This is a genomic window from Pseudomonas sp. IT-P218, from assembly GCF_949767605.1.
Lineage (GTDB): Bacteria > Pseudomonadota > Gammaproteobacteria > Pseudomonadales > Pseudomonadaceae > Aquipseudomonas > Aquipseudomonas putida_AE.
The window spans coordinates 158160-174250 of record NZ_CATKQQ010000066.1 but is presented as its reverse complement, the minus strand read 5'-3'; the positions used below and the strand labels follow the sequence as shown (position 1 = coordinate 174250).

Genomic DNA, 16091 nt, shown 5'->3' with positions numbered 1-16091 from the left:
GTTTTCCCTTTAGGCTGAAATCAGCTCAGAAATTTCTGCAGCAAGTCGTTGAGGAAGAGTTGTCCGCGCTCGGTAGCCGCCAGACGTGACGGTTCGACCTGCAACAGGCCGCTTTGTTCGGCTTCGCGACGGCTTTTGGCGAGGCTTTCCAGGGACATTCCGGTGCGTTCCGGGTACAGCCGCGCCTCGACCCCGGCCGTCAGGCGCAGGGCGTTCATCAGGAACTCGAACGGCATCTCGTCATTGGTCAGCGCTTTCTCGCCGGCCTGGAAGCTTTTCGCCGGATTCAGGTAATCCTTCGGCAAGCGGGTCTTCCAGGTGCGCACGATACGGCCGTCCGGATGGCTCAGCTTGCCGTGGGCGCCGGCACCGATGCCGATGAAGTCGCCAAAACTCCAGTAATTGAGATTGTGCCGCGCCGGGCGCCCGGGCTGGGCGTAGGCGGAGACTTCGTATTGCGCGTAACCGTGTTCGGCCAGCAGCGCCTGCCCGGCTTCCTGGATATCCCACAGGGTGTCGTCTTCCGGCAGCGTCGGTGGCTGGTTCCAGAACACGGTGTTGGGTTCCAGGGTCAGCTGATACCAGGACAGGTGCGTCGGCTTCAGGGCGATGGCCTGGCGCAGGTCGCTCAGGGCGTCATCCAGGGATTGATCGGGCAAGCCGTGCATCAAGTCCAGGTTGAAGTTATCGAACCCGGCCTGACGGGCCATGCCGGCGGCGCGCACCGCTTCGTCACCGTTGTGGATGCGACCCAGGGCCTCGAGCTTTTCTTGTTGAAAGCTCTGGATGCCGATCGACAGGCGATTGATGCCCAGCGCGCGGTAGGCAACGAACTTCTCTTGCTCGAACGTACCGGGGTTGGCTTCCAGGGTGATTTCGATGTCGTGGGCAAACGGGATGCGCTGTTCTACGCCTTTGAGCAGGCGCCCCAAGGCCTGGGCACTGAACAGGCTTGGCGTGCCGCCGCCGAAGAAGATCGAACTCAGCTCGCGGCCATAGACAGCGTGCAGGTCCTGGTCGAGGTCGGCCAGCAATGCGTCGACATACTCTTCTTCCGGCAGCACGGGGCTGGCGGTGTGGGAGTTGAAGTCGCAATAGGGGCATTTGCGTACGCACCACGGGATGTGGATGTACAGCGCCAGGGGCGGCAGCACCGGCAGGGCGGCCCGAGGCGATTGTGCGGCGCCGCCGAAGATCAGCGGCGACGCGGAGGATTCACGGGTCATTTCAAGCCCAGACGCTGGCGCAGCAGATCCATTGCACGGGCGCGGTGGCTGATCTGGTTCTTGTCGGCCGGGCTCAACTCGGCGCTGGAGCAATCACGCTCCGGCACCCAGAACAGCGGGTCGTAACCAAAACCGTGTTCGCCGCTGGCCTGGGTCAGGATACGCCCGTGCCACAGGCCTTCGCAGAGAATCGGCAGCGGATCGTCGGCGTGTCTAACCAGCGCCAGCACGCAGACGAACTGCGCGCCGCGTTCGGCTTCAGGCATATCCTTCAACACGTCGAGCAGCTTGGCGTTGTTCGCCGCATCGCCCTTGCCATCGGCATAACGCGCCGAGTAGATGCCCGGCGCACCGCCGAGGAAATCCACCGCCAGCCCGGAATCGTCGGCCAGGGCCGGCAGGCCGGAAATGCGCGCGGCATTGCGGGCCTTGAGGATGGCGTTCTCGACGAACGACAGGCCGGTTTCTTCAGGCTCCACGCTGCTGAACTCGCCGATCGAGCGCAGTTGCACCGACTCGCCGAGCATGGCCTGGAGTTCCTTGAGTTTGCCGGCGTTGTGGCTGGCCAGTACGAGTTGCGTGAAGTTGATCATTCGCCGGGGAAGAGCTCTTGGTTGAAGTTGATGGTGTTGATTTTGTCACCGGTCTGCACCTTGATGTCGAAGGTGCGGGTTTCCTGCTGCTCCACCGGGAACTGGGCGATGTAGTAGATCGCGCCTTGTTCGGTGATCTGGCGGAAGTTCAGGTTCACACTCTGGCTGGTCAGGTCTTTGACCGTACCGCTGACCTGGGCCATCTGCGGTTTGCCGTCCTTGAGCACCGAAACGTTGATCACGCCCTGGTTCTTGCTGCGGGTGAGCTCTGCGGCCTTGGCGATGTCCGGCGTCAGGAACGTGGAGTTGAAGGTGTTGTAGTGCACCGTCACGTCGCCGAATTTTTCCTGACGATCACCTTTGATCGCATCGGCGGCCATGGCCGTGACGCTCAGGCAGGCGGTGAGTAGAAGCAGCGCTAGACGACCCATGTTCGTTCTCCTCGAAATGTGGTGATTCAGACCGCGACCTTGTGGTCTGCAAGCCCCGGACTGCTGACGCGGTAAATACCGATCTCACCTAACAGATTAGGCCATAGCTTACTGGCCCACCCGTGCCGATGCTGTTGATCCACGGCCAGCCGATCAATGACCTTGGCCTCACGTTCGCGACACAAGGCTTCAAAATCCGCGAAGGTGCAGAAGTGAATATTCGGCGTGTTGTACCAGGTGTAGGGCAGGAACTCGGAAACCGGCATTCGGCCCTTGCTCGCCAGGTACCAGCGGCAGCGCCAGTGACCGAAATTGGGGAAGGTGATGATGCACTGGCGGCCGACCCGCAGCATTTCCTCGAGGATCTTGTCCGGGTAGTGCACTGCTTGCAGCGCCTGGGTCATGACCACGATGTCGAAGCTGTTGCTGGCAAAGTTGCCCAGGCCCTTGTCCAGGTCCTGCTCGATGACGTTGATGCCCTTGGCCACGCACTCGGCGATGTTGTCCGCGTCGTTTTCCAGGCCGTAGCCGGTGACCTGCTTGTTGTCGCGCAGCCAGGTCAGCAGCTCGCCATCGCCGCAACCGAGGTCGAGCACGCGGCTTCCGGCGGGGATCCATTCCTGGATGATTTCCAGATCAGCTCTCATGGCTATCTCACAACGTAATGCGGTTCATGTAATTGCCGAACGCCTGCAGGTAGCGCGGGATCGGAATCAGGAAGGCGTCGTGGCCCTGCGGCGCGTCGATTTCCAGGTAGCAGACGTCTTTGCGCGCGGCCATCAGCGCGTCCACCAGTTCCCGCGAGCGGGCAGGGGAGAAGCGCCAGTCGGTGGTGAACGACATCACGCAGAACTTGGCAGTGGCGCCGGCGAAGGTTTTCGCCAGGTCATCGTCGAAGTTGGCCGCCGGGTCGAAGTAGTCCAGGGCCTTGGTCATCAGCAGGTAAGTGTTGGCATCGAAACGCCCGGAGAACTCCTCACCCTGGTAACGCAGGTAGCTTTCGACCTGGAACTCGACGCTGTGGAAGTCGTAGTTGAGCTTCTCGCTTTTCAGGCCGCGACCGAATTTCTCGCCCATGGAGTCGTCGGACAGGTAGGTGATGTGCCCGACCATGCGCGCCAGCATCAGCCCGCGCTTGGGGATCACGCTGTGTTCCTGGAAAGAACCGCCGTGGAATTCCGGGTCGGTGAGGATCGCCTGGCGCGCCACTTCGTTGAAGGCGATGTTCTGCGCCGACAGCTTGGGTGCCGAAGCGATGGCCACGCAATGGCGGATGCGCTCGGGGTAAGTGATGCTCCATTGCATCGCCTGCATGCCGCCGAGGCTGCCGCCGATCACCGCCGCAAACTGCGCGATGCCGAGGCGATCGGCCAGGCGCGCCTGGCTGTGCACCCAGTCTTCCACGGTCAATACCGGGAAGTCCGCGCCGAACGGCTTGCCGGTCTCCGGGTTGATGCTGCTCGGGCCGGTAGAGCCATTGCAGCCGCCAAGGTTGTTCAGGCTGACCACGAAGAACTTGCTGGTGTCGATGGGCTTGCCGGGTCCGATGCAGCTGTCCCACCAACCGGGTTTACGGTCGTCGGGGCTGTGATAGCCCGCCGCATGGTGGTGGCCGGACAAGGCGTGGCAGATCAGCACGGCGTTGCTCGCCGTGGCGTTCAGGGTGCCGTAGGTCTCGTAAACCAGGTCGTAGGCCGGGAGCGAGCGGCCGCAGGCCAAGGCCAGGGCTTCGCTGAAGTGCGCCACTTGCGGCGTCACCAGACCAACAGAATCGGGGGGAAAGGCAGCTGGCATCGACCCTGCTCTCGTTGAAATGAGGCGTAAGTCTAAAGACCGGTGGGGTTAGCGGCAAGCAAAGGCCGGGCCTGATTTATTTCAATTGGACCGAGGTGCGCCATTCGCGAGCAAGCCCGCTCCCACAGGGGAACGCATTCCAATGTGGGAGCGGGCTTGCTCGCGAAGAACGATAACGCGGTATTAGATCAGGCCAAACAATTCCTTCGGCATCAGCGCGTAGTACGCCAGGCGCGGAATCAGCCAGCTCTGCAGCAATTGCAGGGCGATGAAGGCGAAGATCGGCGAGATGTCGAGACCGCCCAGGTTCGGGATGATCCGGCGGAACGGAGCCAGTACCGGCTCGGTGATCTGCTGGACCAGTTCGGCGCCCGGGTTGTGGCTGCCCGGAGCGACCCAGGACAGGATCACGCTGATGATCATCGCCCAGAACAGGATCTTCAAGAACAGCGCGAAGATGCCGATCAGCGCCCAGGGTGCCAGGAACAGCACGTCGACCGAGTAGCCACTGAGCAGCAGGATGACCGCGAACAGCGCCATTTGCACGATCAGGGCCAGCACCAGCGAGGACATGTCCAGGCCGAACATGCTCGGGATCACCCGGCGCAGTGGCTTGAGCAGCGGTTGAGTAGCTTTTACGGCGAATTGGCAGAGCGGGTTGTAGAAGTTCGCCCGCACCAGTTGCAGGATGAAACGCAGCAACACGATCAAGAGATACAGGCTGCCCAAGGTCTGGATCACAAAAATGGCAGCGTCATTGAGTCCGAGCATTGTTGATTCCTTATTAAGTGCTGATTAGCGACCGAGTTGCTCAGCCATCTCGGCCGAGCGGTGCGCGGCGGCGCCCAGGGCTTTTTCCACCAGTGCTTCGAAGCCGTTGGCCTGGAACGATTTGATCGCGGCTTCCGTGGTGCCCGCAGGCGAAGTCACGCGGCGACGCAGCTCGGCGGCGTCGACGTCGCTGGACACTGCCATGTGGGCGGCGCCCAGGGCGGTCTGCAGCGTCAGTTGAGCGGCGATGTCTGCCGGCAGGCCGAGTTTGACGCCAGCGGCGGTCATGGCTTCGATCAGCAGGAAGAAGTACGCAGGGCCCGAGCCCGACACGGCAGTGACCGCATCCAGCTGCTGTTCCTCGTCCAGCCACAGGGCAACGCCAACGGCCGACAGCAGTTCCTGGGCTTGCTGGCGCTGCTCGGCGCTCACCTGGGCGGTGGCGAACAGACCGCTCACGCCCTGACGCAACAGCGCCGGGGTGTTGGGCATGCAGCGCACGATCGGCTGGGCGCCGAGCCAGTTGTTCATGCTGGCGCAGGTGATGCCGGCGGCGATCGACACTACCAGTTGCTCGGGTTTCAGGCTTGGGCGAATGGCTTCGCAGACAGCCTTCATCGCCTGGGGCTTCACCGCGAGCACGATCACGTCCGCGCCCTGGATGGCGTCGGCGTTGTCGGCGAACACTTCGATGCCGTGTTCGGCGCTCACGCGGGCACGGGTTTCTTCGCCCGGATCGCTGGCGCGGATCTGCGCCGCTTCCAGACCTTTGGCCCGCAGGCCGCCGATCAGGCTGGCGGCCATGTTGCCGGCACCGATAAAGGCAATACGTGTCTTGCTCATGTCAGGTCCTTATAAAATGGGGTCAAGGTTGACCGTAATCTCTGGCGCCAAACAGGGCCGTACCGATACGGACCCAGGTAGCGCCCTGGGCAATGGCCGACTCGAGGTCGTGGCTCATGCCCATGGAAAGTGTGTCGAGTGGCAAATTCAGGCTGGCCTGCAGGTTTTGCACGGAAGCGAAAGCGGCATCCTGGGCGGCGCGATCTTCGGTCGGCTCGGGAATCGCCATCAGCCCGCGCAACTTCAGGCGCGGCAAGGCGCTGATGGCGTTGGCCAGGGCCGGCAGGTCCGCCGGGGTGCAGCCGGATTTGCTGGCTTCACCACTGACGTTGACCTGGATGCAGATGTTCAAGGGGGGCAGATCGGCGGGACGTTGTTCGGACAAGCGTTGTGCAATTTTCAGGCGATCCACGGAATGCACCCAGGCGAAGTGCTCGGCGATTGCACGAGTCTTGTTCGATTGAATGGGGCCGATGAAGTGCCAGATCAAGGGCAGGTCGGTCAATTCAAGCTGCTTGCCCAGGGCTTCCTGCAGGTAGTTTTCCCCAAAGTCGCGCAGGCCCGCGGCATGGGCTTCACGCAGCGCCTGGGCGGGTTTGGTCTTGCTCACGGCCAGCAACTGCACGCTGTTTTCATCGCGGTGGGCAGCGAGGGCGGCGGCACGAATGCGTGAACCAACCTGTTCAATGTTGTCTGCTATCGTGGACATTCAAGAGGCGCCAGCGGTCTGAGGTTGGCGGCATTCTACTGGAATTGAGGGGCGCTATGGATATCACTGAGTTGCTGGCGTTCAGCGCCAAACAAGGCGCGTCCGACCTGCATTTGTCGGCCGGCCTGCCGCCGATGATCCGCGTCGATGGCGACGTGCGGCGCATCAACTTGCCGGCCCTGGAGCACAAGGAGGTGCAGGCGCTGATCTACGACATCATGAACGATACCCAGCGGGTGGCGTTCGAACAGCATCTGGAAACCGACTTTTCCTTTGAGGTGCCCGGCATCGCGCGCTTCCGGGTCAATGCCTTCAATCAGAGCCGAGGCGCTGGTGCGGTGTTTCGTACGATCCCGTCCAGGGTCCGGAGCATGGAAGAGCTGGGCATGGGCGAAGTGTTTCACAAGATGACCGATGCACCCCGCGGGCTGGTGCTGGTGACAGGCCCGACGGGGTCCGGCAAGTCCACCACTCTGGCAGCGATGATCGATTACCTGAACAGCCATCGCCATCACCACATCCTGACGATTGAAGACCCTATCGAGTTCGTCCACGAATCGCGCAAATGCCTGATCAATCATCGCGAAGTCCACCGCGATACCCACAGTTTCGCCACAGCCTTGCGTTCGGCCCTTCGCGAAGACCCGGACGTGATCCTGGTGGGGGAGCTGCGGGACCTGGAGACTATCCGCCTGGCGTTGACCGCTGCCGAGACGGGTCACCTGGTGTTCGGCACGCTGCACACGACCTCGGCGGCGAAAACCATCGACCGGGTCATCGACGTGTTTCCGGGGGACGAGAAGGCGATGGTGCGTTCAATGCTGTCCGAATCGTTGCTGGCGGTGGTGTCCCAGACCCTGGTCAAGAAGATCGGGGGTGGTCGGGTGGCGGCTCACGAGATCATGCTGGGAACGTCGGCGATTCGTAACCTGATCCGTGAAGACAAGGTGGCGCAGATGTATTCGTCGATTCAGTCGGGCGGGTCGCTGGGGATGCAGACGCTGGATATGAGTTTGAAGGATCTGGTAACCAGGGGTTTGGTCAGTCGCGATCAGGCGCGGGAGAAGGCGCGGTCGCCGGATAATTTTTGATGGGGGGAAAAGCAAAAGATCGCAGCCTGCGGCAGCTCCTACAGGGAAACGCGAATCCCTGTGTAGGAGCTGCCGCAGGCTGCGATCTTTTGATCTTGTTTCAAATCAGCGCTGCACAACCCGCATCGCATTCTGTTCTTTCGGCAGAACCCGCTTGGCCACTACGTAGTGCTTTTCCCAATACGGTTTCTTCAAAGTGTCGATGCTCACCGACTTGCCACGGCGTGGTGCGTGGATGAAGCGGTCGTTGCCCAGGTAGATGGCAACGTGATTGACTCGACGGCTCTTGATGTTGAAGAAAATCAGGTCGCCCGGTTTCAAATCGTTGCGATCGACTTTCTCGCCGTGACCGCTGGCCATGGCATTGGAGGTCCGTGGCAGGTCAAACGTGGCGTCGTTGAACGCATATTTGACCAGGCCGCTGCAGTCGAAGCCTTTGCTCGGGCTGCTGCCACCCCAGCGGTACGGTGTACCGAGGACGTTGACGGCGCGGCTCAGCACGTTGCTGCTTTCCTTGGTCCCCATTGGCGGCACCAGGCTGCTTTTGCTGACCAGCTGCGGAGCTGATTTGACCGATTTCTTGCTTTTGCTCGAAGGAGCAGCGGCATGGGATTTCTGGGTGTAACCATTAACGTTCGGAAGACGTTGCTCACGATTGGTGGCGTGGGCGGCCAGTGGCAATAATAGGCAAATGGTTAGCCATGTCTTGAAAAATGGACGCATTAGGCAGGGCTCGTATGTGTTGGCGCGCAACTTTATAACAGCTTTTTTGTGCCTTCCGGGGCCGTTGGTCGATTAACCTTGGGGTCAACGGAACCAAATAAGCGGCGAATGGACGCAATTGTCGGACAGAAGCCAAGTGCTATAAGGGTTTGGCGAGAGAGACGCTAACATGTGCCATACGTCGGCTGCTCGTAAAAAAGTCACAAAGATTTAAAGAATATTTATCTATCGTGTGAATCGAGGTCATCCATGAACACCTATCAAGCGCCCGTCCCGCACCAGGATACCCACAGTAAAGTGATCGGTTACCTGCTGTGGATTTTTGGCTTTACCGGGGCTCATCGCTTTTATTACGGCAAGCCGGTAACCGGGACGATCTGGTTTTTCACCTTCGGTTTGCTGGGGATCGGCTGGTTGATCGACCTGTTCCTGATTCCGGCCATGGACCGTGAAGCGGACCTGCGGTTTACCGCCGGGCCGATCGAATACAACGTGGCGTGGATCCTGCTGACGTTTCTCGGGGTGTTTGGTGTGCACCGGATGTATCAGGGGAAGTGGATCAGCGGATTGCTGTACCTGGTGACGGGTGGGTTGTTCTTTCTGGGGGTGCTGTATGACTTCTGGACACTGAATGACCAAGTGTCGGTACGTAACGCGCAAAACAGAGGTGCCTTCAAGTAAGTCATCGCCAGCAGGCTGGCTCCCACAGGGGATTTGTGTCGTTCACATATCCTGTGGGAGCTAGCCCTGCTGGCGATTGAGGCGCCGCGGTCTTAGGCCTGGTGGCTGATCCGCCCATCCACCAGGGTATAACGCACCACGCCCGGCAAACTGTGCCCAATGAACGGGCAATTCTCGCCCTTGGACAGCCAGGTCTCACCGGCCACGGTCGAGGCCGCGGGGTCGAACAGCACGATATCCGCCGCGCCACCCACCGCCAGCTTGCCCGCCGGCAGGCGCAGGGCCTCGGCAGGGCCGGTGCTGAGGCGCGCCAGCAGCGTCGGCAGGTCCAGCAAGCCGTCTTCCACCAGAGTCATTGCCAGCGGCAGCAGCAGTTCAACGCTGCTGATGCCTGGCTCGGTGGCCCCGAACGGCGCCAGCTTGGCGTCTCGTTCGTGAGGTTGGTGATGGCTGGAAATGGCCGAGACCACGCCTGATTTCACGGCGGCACGCAGGCCATCGCGGTCGGCGCGGGTGCGCAGAGGTGGCTGTACGTGATAGAGGCTGCTGAAATCGATCAGCGCTTCGTCGGTCAGGATCAACTGGTACAGGGCGACATCCGCCGTGACCTTCAGGCCGCGCTGTTGGGCCTGGGCGATCAGGGCGACACCACGGGCGCTGGTGAGCTGGCTGAAGTGCGCGCGCACGCCCGTCTGTTCAACCAACAGCAGATCCCTGGCCAGGGCCACGGTTTCGGCGGTTTCCGGAATGCCCGGGAGGCCGAGGAAGCTCGCGGTCGGGCCTTCGTGGGCCAGGCCGCCTTCCGCCAGGTCGTGGTCCTGGGAGTTGAAGATCACCGTGAGGTCGAAGGTGGCCGCGTAATCCAGCGCCCGGCACAGGGTGCGGGTGTTGCGGAAGCTCTCCAGGCCGTTGCCGAAGGCCACGCAGCCGGCATCGCGCAAGGCAACCAGTTCGGCCAGCTGTTCGCCGCCCAGGCCTTTGCTCAGGGCGCCGATCGGGAAGACTTTGGTGTTGCCGGCCTCGCGGGCGCGGTCGAGGATCAGTTCGGCGACGGCCGAGGTGTCCAGCACCGGTTTGGTTTTCGGCGGGCAGCACAGGCTGGTGACGCCGCCGGCAGCCGCCGCACGGGTTTCGCTGGTGATCGAGCCTTTACGGCTGTAACCCGGCTCGCGCAGGGCGACGTTGAGGTCGACCAGGCCAGGGGCCGCCACCAGGCCCTTGGCGTCGATGGTGTCTACTGCAACGAAACCCGCTGGAGCGGCGCCGAGGCCGACGATCTTGCAGGCTTCAATGTGGATATCAGTCACTTGATCCAGGCCGCTGGCCGGATCGATAACGCGTGCGCCAAGAATGCTGAGCTTCACTGGGCGTTCTCCTGCTCGAATTGGCGCTGCGCAGTCTGTCCGCTCATGGCCATGGACAGCACCGCCATACGAATCGCGATGCCGTAGGTCACCTGGTTGAGGATCACCGAGTGCGGGCCGTCGGCCACCGCCGACTCGATTTCCACGCCACGGTTGATCGGCCCCGGGTGCATGACGATGGCATCGGGCTTGGCGCCGGCCAGGCGCGCGGTGGTCAGGCCGAACAGGCGGTAGAACTCGCCTTCGCTCGGCAGCAGGCCGCCGGTCATGCGTTCACGCTGCAGGCGCAGCATGATCACCACGTCGACGTCTTTCAGGCCTTCGGTCATGTCGGTGTAGACCTTCACGCCGTATTGCTCGATGCCGATCGGCAGCAGGGTCTTCGGCGCGATCACGCGGATGTCCGGGCAGCCCAGGGTTTTCAGGGCCAGCATGTTCGAGCGCGCGACCCGCGAGTGCAGGATGTCGCCAACGATGGCCACCGACAGGTTTTCGAAACCGCCCTTGTGCCGGCGGATGGTGAGCATGTCGAGCATGCCCTGGGTCGGGTGCGCGTGACGGCCGTCGCCGCCATTGATGATCGCCACTTGCGGGCAAACATGCTCGGCGATGAAGTGGGCGGCGCCGGAATCACCGTGGCGCACGACGAACATGTCGGCGGCCATGGCTTCCAGGTTGCGCAAGGTGTCGAGCAGGGTTTCCCCCTTGCTCGCCGACGATGTCGACACGTTCAGGGTGATCACGTCCGCCGACAGGCGCTGGGCCGCCAGTTCGAAAGTGGTGCGGGTGCGGGTGGAGTTCTCGAAGAATACGTTGCACACGGTCTTGCCGCGCAGCAACGGGACTTTCTTCACCGCCCGGGCGCCGACTTCCAGGAACGAGTCGGCGGTGTCGAGGATTTCCGTCAGCAGCTCGCGGCGCAAGCCGTCGAGCGAGAGGAAGTGGCGCAGCTGGCCCTGATCATTGAGCTGCAGCGGGCGCTTGGTATCTAAAGGCGTCATCGCGAGGGGGACTCTCAATAGGGCGAATTAAAGGGCGAGGTCTTGCAGTTCGAGCTCGAGCTCCGGGCCCGAAAGTTTTACCCGCTCGTGGGCTGCCAGGGACAGGGTCGCGCCCAGTACGTTCGGGCGGATCGGCAGTTCACCGGCATCCAGGTCCAGCAGGCACACCAGCGTCACGCTGGCCGGGCGACCGTAGTCGAACAGTTCGTTCAGGGCGGCGCGGATGGTCCGGCCGCTCATCAGCACGTCGTCGATCAGCACCAGGTGCTGGCCTTCGATCTCGAACGGCAGGGCCGACGGGCGCACTTGCGGGTGCAGGCCGTTCTGGCTGAAGTCGTCGCGGTAGAAGGAAACGTCGAGTGTGCCAAGAGGTTCAGCGCTGCCCAGCTCCTTGAGCAGGGCCTGGGCAACCCACACGCCACCGGTACGAATGCCGATGTAGCGCGGTTCGCTGATGCCACGGTGTTCCAGGTGTGCCTTGAGATCAGTCGCCATCTGGCTGATCAGTTCGGCGGGATTGGGCAGGCTCATGGTTGCTCCTTCTTGGGCCCGAGCCGGGTCGTTGCTGGAGGTGGCTCGGGGTGTAGCTAAAAGAGACGGGTGACGGCTCTTCAGGATTAGGATTGGAACAATGCGCCATTCTCGTCGAGCCAGCCTTGCAGCAGTAGGGCGGCGGCGATGGCGTCGACCGGGTTGTCACGGTAACTGCCTTTCTGTCCGCCCCGGGCCAGGCGTTCGCCCTTGGCCTCGAAGGTGGTCAGGCGTTCATCGTGGGTGTAGAAGGGCAGGTTGAAGCGACCGTTCAGGCGCCGGGCGAATTTTTCCGCGCGGGCGCACATGTCGCTGGGCGTGCCGTCCATGTTCAGCGGCAGGCCGACCACCACGGCGTCGGGTTTCCACTCCTTGATCAGCGCTTCGACCTGATCCCAGTCGGGAATGCCGTTTTGCGCCTTCAAGGTGCACAGCTCGCGGGCCTGGCCGGTAATCACCTGGCCAACCGCAACGCCGATCTGTTTGGTGCCGTAGTCGAACCCCAGAATCAACCGCAGGGCCATCAGGCGTGCCCCGCCTGGCTGGTCAGCAGGCTGAGGTTGACGCCCAGGTGTTTGGCCGCCGCTTCCAGGCGCTGTTCGCTGCTGGTGTTGAACAGGATGTCGGCATCGTACGGGCAGGTCAGCCAGGCGTTCTGCGCCAGTTCGGCCTCCAGTTGCCCGGCTTCCCAGCCGGCATAACCCAGGGTGATCACGCTTTTCGCCGGGCCAACGCCATCGGCGATGGCGAACAGAACGTCCTGGGAGGTCGACAGCGACAGTTCGCCTTCCAGATCAACGGTCGCTTGAAAACCCTGGCCCGTGGGGTGCAGGACAAAACCGCGGTCGGTCTGCACCGGCCCGCCGATGAAGATCGGCACGTGCTGGCAGAGCGCTGGCGGTTCGATGTCCGGGCGCAATTGCTCGAGGATATCGGCCAGGTTCAGGTCCTGCGGACGGTTGACCACCAGCCCCATGGCACCATTGGCCGTGTGCTCGACGATGTAGGTCAAGGTGTGCGCAAAGTTCGGGTCGACCATGTGCGGCATGGCGATCAGGAAGTGATGCTTGAGGTAGCTGGGGCTGACGTTTTTCATGAGCGCTAGTGTGGCGTTGGAGGGGCGAACTGACAAGCCGAAGCACGTCAAAAGATCGCAGCCTGCGGCAGCTCCTACAGGGAAATGCATTCCAAATGTAGGAGCTGCCGCAGGCTGCGATCTTTTGATCTTCGATCAATTACTGGAAAGGCGATCGCCGCGGGCGAATTTCCAGGTGCGGATGATTTCCAGGCGGTCGATATCCGACAGGTCCCCGGTAAACGGCGCAAACGGCGCCGCCAGCCGCACGATGCGCTGGGCCGCCTGATCCAGCAGCGGTTGCCCGGACGACTCCAGCACCAGCACCTCATACAACGAGCCATCGCGGTTGATCGAGACCATCAGGCGCAAATTGCCGTAGATCTGCTTGCGCCGGGCTTCGTCGGGATAATTGAGGTTGCCGATGCGCTCGACCTTCTTGCGCCATTCGTCCTTATACCAGGCGCCCTTGTCGCGCATGGTCGACGCGGCGCTCAGGCGGTGGATGCGCGGGCGCTTGGCGTACAACTGCTGTTCCTGGGCCAGCTCGGCTTCGAGGCTGGCGATGTCGCTGGACAGCTGTTCACTGTCGAACGTCGGCGCGGCCACCGCAGGTTTGGTGACGGGTTTGGGTTCTTCGGTTTTCGCGGCAGCTTTTTTCGGCTTCGGCGCGACGGTGGTCACGGCAGCCTTGGGCGCGGCTTCCTGGACTTCAGGCTTGGCGGCGGGTGGCGGTGTGACTTTCTGTACCTTGTTGTCCTGGAACGGCGCGATCTCGGTGGTCTTGGGGATCGCCTTCTTGTCCAGGGTGCCGCTGCCTTGCTGGTTTTCCTGGGCGAGGAAATCGGCCTTGTCCGGCTTCTTTTCGCTCTTGAAGGTGGCGAGGGTGATTTCCAGGGTTTTGCTGATCTGCTTGGGCTCGACCATGGTGAAGCCGACACCCAGTAGCAATGCCAGGTGGATCAGCGCCGCCAGGAACAGGGTAAAACCGAGGCGATCGGCCGGGCGCACGCCGTAACGGGCGAGTTCGGGAGGCAGATCGGACGGGAGGGTCATGACAAGGAAACCAACATCGCGTTTTCACAGGCCGCGCATGATAACGCAATGTTGGTTTGGCTTTTCAACGGGCCTTGAGCTTCTGATCGATGGCATCCATCAGCATGCCGCCAATATCGGTGCCGAAGGCATTGTCGATTTCGCGGATGCACGTCGGGCTGGTGACGTTGATTTCGGTCAGGTGCTCGCCAATCACATCGAGGCCAACGAACAACAGGCCTTTCTCGCGCAGGGTCGGGCCGACTTGCGCCGCGATCCAGCGATCCTTCTCGGTCAATGGACGGGCTTCGCCGCGGCCACCGGCAGCGAGGTTGCCACGGGTTTCGCCGGCAGCGGGGATGCGCGCCAGGCAGTAGTCCACCGGTTCGCCGTCGATCATCAGGATGCGTTTGTCGCCATCGACGATGGCCGGCAGGTAGCCCTGGATCATGATTTGCTGCTGGCCGTGCAGGGTCAGGGTTTCGAGGATCACCGAGAGGTTCGGGTGGCCGGCGGTATGACGGAAGATCGAGGAACCGCCCATGCCGTCCAGCGGCTTGAGGATCACATCGCCATGATGGTCGGCGAATTCGCGCAGTACGTCCGGGCGACGACTGACGATGGTCGGCGGCGTGCACTGCGGGAACAGCGTGGCGAACAGCTTTTCGTTACAGTCGCGCAGGCTCTGCGGCTTGTTGACCACCAGCACGCCAGCGCTTTCGGCCTGTTCCAGCAGATAGGTGGAATAGACGAATTCCATGTCGAAGGGCGGATCCTTGCGCATCAGGATCACGTCCAGGTCGCTCAGCAGGGCGTCCTGCTCGGCTTCCAGCTCGAACCATTTTTCCGGGTTGGCGAACACTTTCAGCGGACGCATCCGCGCCCGCGCCTGACCTTCGGCCTGGTACAGGTCGCGCTGCTCCATGTAGAACAGTTCCCAGCCGCGCTTCTGTGCGGCCAGCAGCATGGCCAGCGAGCTATCCTTTTTATAGGAGATGCTGGCGATAGGATCCATGACAATCCCGACACGAACGCTCATGGGTGTTTCCTCAAGATGTGGGGCTGATGTCGATCTCTGTAGGAGCGAGCGTGCTCGCGAAAAACTCAAGGGCAACGCGCTCATCCTGACAGCACGCATTATCGTTGACGACCATCGCGAGCGAGCTCGCTCCTACAGAGGATCAGCGTATAAAAGTGGCGTCAGAGTGGCGCTGAGTGTGTTCCCGGTCAAGGAAAAACCACTGCCAGGGCCGGCCGATAGATTGGATTTGGAGACTGTGCTAAAAAGGCTGCCATGTCGTGCCGGGCCTTGAACATCAAGGGTTTCGAGGGCTCGACGGCCCGCATAGGGACAAATAGATTCGTAAAGGCGACGGTGGAGCCACTATGGAACAGCAACCCAGCGCCTTGAAGGTCATGGTGATCGACGATTCGAAGACGATTCGCCGCACCGCCGAAACACTGCTCAAGAACGTGGGTTGTGAGGTCATCACGGCCATCGACGGGTTCGATGCCCTGGCCAAGATCGCCGATCACCACCCCGGGATCATCTTCGTCGACATCATGATGCCGCGCCTGGATGGCTATCAGACCTGCGCTTTAATCAAGAACAACAGTGCCTTCAAGTCCACGCCAGTGATTATGCTGTCGTCCAAGGACGGGCTGTTCGACAAGGCCAAGGGGCGCATCGTCGGCTCCGACCAGTTCCTGACCAAACCTTTCAGCAAGGAAGAACTGCTGAACGCGATCCAGGCCCATGTCCCGGGCTTTGCCGCTGTTTTGCCGCAGTAAGACACCTACAGAGACGCTCGGCCATTGGGCCCTGCGCCGACAAGAATGGGGAAGACCATGGCACGTATCCTGATCGTCGATGATTCGCCGACTGAAATGTACAAACTGACCGGCATGCTGGAAAAGCACGGTCATGAAGTATTGAAAGCCGAAAACGGCGCAGACGGCGTGGCCCTGGCCCGCCAGGAAAAACCCGACGCGGTGCTGATGGACATCGTCATGCCCGGCCTCAACGGTTTCCAGGCGACCCGCCAGTTGACCAAAGACCCGGACACCGGGCACATCCCGGTGATCATCATCACCACCAAGGATCAGGAAACCGACAAGGTCTGGGGCACGCGCCAGGGCGCCAGGGACTACCTGACCAAGCCGGTCGACGAAGACACCCTGATCAAGACCCTCAACAACGTGCTGGCCGGTTGATCCTGCGCC

Annotated in this window: 20 protein-coding genes; 4 read left to right on the top strand and 16 right to left on the bottom strand. The window is 61.8% G+C overall.

Features of this window, described 5'->3' with window-relative positions; genetic code table 11:
* Window positions 1-20: 20 nt before the first annotated feature.
* The 8 genes from hemW to ACM6I6_RS25225 form a co-directional block, all read right to left on the bottom strand.
* Window positions 21-1226 carry a radical SAM family heme chaperone HemW gene (hemW, locus tag ACM6I6_RS25260; RefSeq protein ID WP_274075656.1) on the bottom strand — a complete coding sequence of 402 codons (1206 nt, stop codon included), beginning with the start codon at window positions 1224-1226 and terminating at the stop codon, window positions 21-23.
* Window positions 1223-1819: an RdgB/HAM1 family non-canonical purine NTP pyrophosphatase gene (gene rdgB / locus ACM6I6_RS25255; protein WP_414920866.1), complete on the bottom strand. Its 597-nt coding sequence runs from the start codon at window positions 1817-1819 to the stop codon at window positions 1223-1225. The genes hemW and rdgB overlap by 4 nt, the downstream gene beginning before the upstream one ends.
* Complete coding sequence (locus ACM6I6_RS25250; RefSeq protein WP_274075654.1) at window positions 1816-2250, bottom strand: DUF4426 domain-containing protein; 435 nt, start codon at window positions 2248-2250, stop codon at window positions 1816-1818. Before ACM6I6_RS25250 ends, rdgB begins: the two co-directional genes overlap by 4 nt.
* A 26-nt stretch (window positions 2251-2276) precedes the next feature.
* On the bottom strand, window positions 2277-2897 hold the full coding sequence (metW, locus tag ACM6I6_RS25245; RefSeq protein WP_274075653.1) for a methionine biosynthesis protein MetW: 621 nt from the start codon (window positions 2895-2897) through the stop codon (window positions 2277-2279).
* A 7-nt stretch (window positions 2898-2904) separates the two neighbouring features.
* Window positions 2905-4044: a homoserine O-succinyltransferase MetX gene (metX, locus tag ACM6I6_RS25240; RefSeq protein ID WP_323606620.1), complete on the bottom strand. Its 1140-nt coding sequence runs from the start codon at window positions 4042-4044 to the stop codon at window positions 2905-2907.
* A 183-nt stretch (window positions 4045-4227) separates the two neighbouring features.
* A complete protein-coding gene (locus ACM6I6_RS25235; protein ID WP_274075651.1) occupies window positions 4228-4815 on the bottom strand; it encodes a YggT family protein in 588 nt (195 codons plus the stop codon).
* A 24-nt stretch (window positions 4816-4839) separates the two neighbouring features.
* Window positions 4840-5658 (bottom strand): pyrroline-5-carboxylate reductase, encoded by an 819-nt coding sequence (gene proC, locus ACM6I6_RS25230; RefSeq protein WP_323606619.1) that lies wholly within the window; start codon window positions 5656-5658, stop codon window positions 4840-4842.
* Between the two features lie 22 nt (window positions 5659-5680).
* Entirely contained in the window at window positions 5681-6367 is a 687-nt protein-coding gene (locus tag ACM6I6_RS25225; RefSeq protein ID WP_274075649.1) for a YggS family pyridoxal phosphate-dependent enzyme, read from the bottom strand.
* Window positions 6368-6423: 56 nt separating this feature from the next.
* On the opposite strand from ACM6I6_RS25225, the gene ACM6I6_RS25220 reads away from it, so the two are divergent.
* Window positions 6424-7458 carry a type IV pilus twitching motility protein PilT gene (locus ACM6I6_RS25220; RefSeq protein WP_414920865.1) on the top strand — a complete coding sequence of 345 codons (1035 nt, stop codon included), beginning with the start codon at window positions 6424-6426 and terminating at the stop codon, window positions 7456-7458.
* 105 nt (window positions 7459-7563) lie between these two features.
* Here ACM6I6_RS25220 and ACM6I6_RS25215 read toward each other — a convergent pair whose 3' ends face one another.
* Entirely contained in the window at window positions 7564-8181 is a 618-nt protein-coding gene (locus ACM6I6_RS25215; protein WP_274075646.1) for a C40 family peptidase, read from the bottom strand.
* 249 nt (window positions 8182-8430) lie between these two features.
* On the opposite strand from ACM6I6_RS25215, the gene ACM6I6_RS25210 reads away from it, so the two are divergent.
* The gene (locus ACM6I6_RS25210) at window positions 8431-8862 is read left to right on the top strand and encodes an NINE protein (protein WP_274075645.1); all 432 of its coding nucleotides are present in this window, start codon (window positions 8431-8433) and stop codon (window positions 8860-8862) included.
* A 92-nt stretch (window positions 8863-8954) separates the two neighbouring features.
* Here ACM6I6_RS25210 and ACM6I6_RS25205 read toward each other — a convergent pair whose 3' ends face one another.
* The 7 genes from ACM6I6_RS25205 to gshB all read right to left on the bottom strand — a co-directional run bounded on the left by ACM6I6_RS25205 (window position 8955) and on the right by gshB (window position 14907).
* Window positions 8955-10226: a dihydroorotase gene (locus tag ACM6I6_RS25205; protein ID WP_414920864.1), complete on the bottom strand. Its 1272-nt coding sequence runs from the start codon at window positions 10224-10226 to the stop codon at window positions 8955-8957.
* Window positions 10223-11227 (bottom strand): aspartate carbamoyltransferase catalytic subunit, encoded by a 1005-nt coding sequence (locus ACM6I6_RS25200; protein WP_046818333.1) that lies wholly within the window; start codon window positions 11225-11227, stop codon window positions 10223-10225. The genes ACM6I6_RS25205 and ACM6I6_RS25200 overlap by 4 nt, the downstream gene beginning before the upstream one ends.
* 27 nt (window positions 11228-11254) lie before the next feature.
* Entirely contained in the window at window positions 11255-11758 is a 504-nt protein-coding gene (gene pyrR, locus ACM6I6_RS25195; protein ID WP_274075643.1) for a bifunctional pyr operon transcriptional regulator/uracil phosphoribosyltransferase PyrR, read from the bottom strand.
* Between the two features lie 86 nt (window positions 11759-11844).
* The gene (gene ruvX / locus ACM6I6_RS25190) at window positions 11845-12282 is read right to left on the bottom strand and encodes a Holliday junction resolvase RuvX (protein WP_323606615.1); all 438 of its coding nucleotides are present in this window, start codon (window positions 12280-12282) and stop codon (window positions 11845-11847) included.
* The gene (locus ACM6I6_RS25185) at window positions 12282-12854 is read right to left on the bottom strand and encodes a YqgE/AlgH family protein (protein ID WP_274075642.1); all 573 of its coding nucleotides are present in this window, start codon (window positions 12852-12854) and stop codon (window positions 12282-12284) included. Before ACM6I6_RS25185 ends, ruvX begins: the two co-directional genes overlap by 1 nt.
* A 135-nt stretch (window positions 12855-12989) precedes the next feature.
* Window positions 12990-13889, bottom strand: coding sequence for an energy transducer TonB (locus tag ACM6I6_RS25180; protein ID WP_274075641.1), 900 nt, complete (start codon window positions 13887-13889; stop codon window positions 12990-12992).
* Between the two features lie 64 nt (window positions 13890-13953).
* Window positions 13954-14907 (bottom strand): glutathione synthase, encoded by a 954-nt coding sequence (gene gshB, locus ACM6I6_RS25175; protein WP_323606614.1) that lies wholly within the window; start codon window positions 14905-14907, stop codon window positions 13954-13956.
* A gap of 347 nt (window positions 14908-15254) precedes the next feature.
* On the opposite strand from gshB, the gene pilG reads away from it, so the two are divergent.
* Together pilG and pilH are read left to right on the top strand one after the other, a co-directional pair.
* Window positions 15255-15659: a twitching motility response regulator PilG gene (pilG, locus tag ACM6I6_RS25170; protein ID WP_046818327.1), complete on the top strand. Its 405-nt coding sequence runs from the start codon at window positions 15255-15257 to the stop codon at window positions 15657-15659.
* Window positions 15660-15716: 57 nt separating this feature from the next.
* Window positions 15717-16082 (top strand): twitching motility response regulator PilH, encoded by a 366-nt coding sequence (gene pilH / locus ACM6I6_RS25165; protein WP_085716385.1) that lies wholly within the window; start codon window positions 15717-15719, stop codon window positions 16080-16082.
* The last annotated feature ends 9 nt before the right edge of the window (window positions 16083-16091 follow it).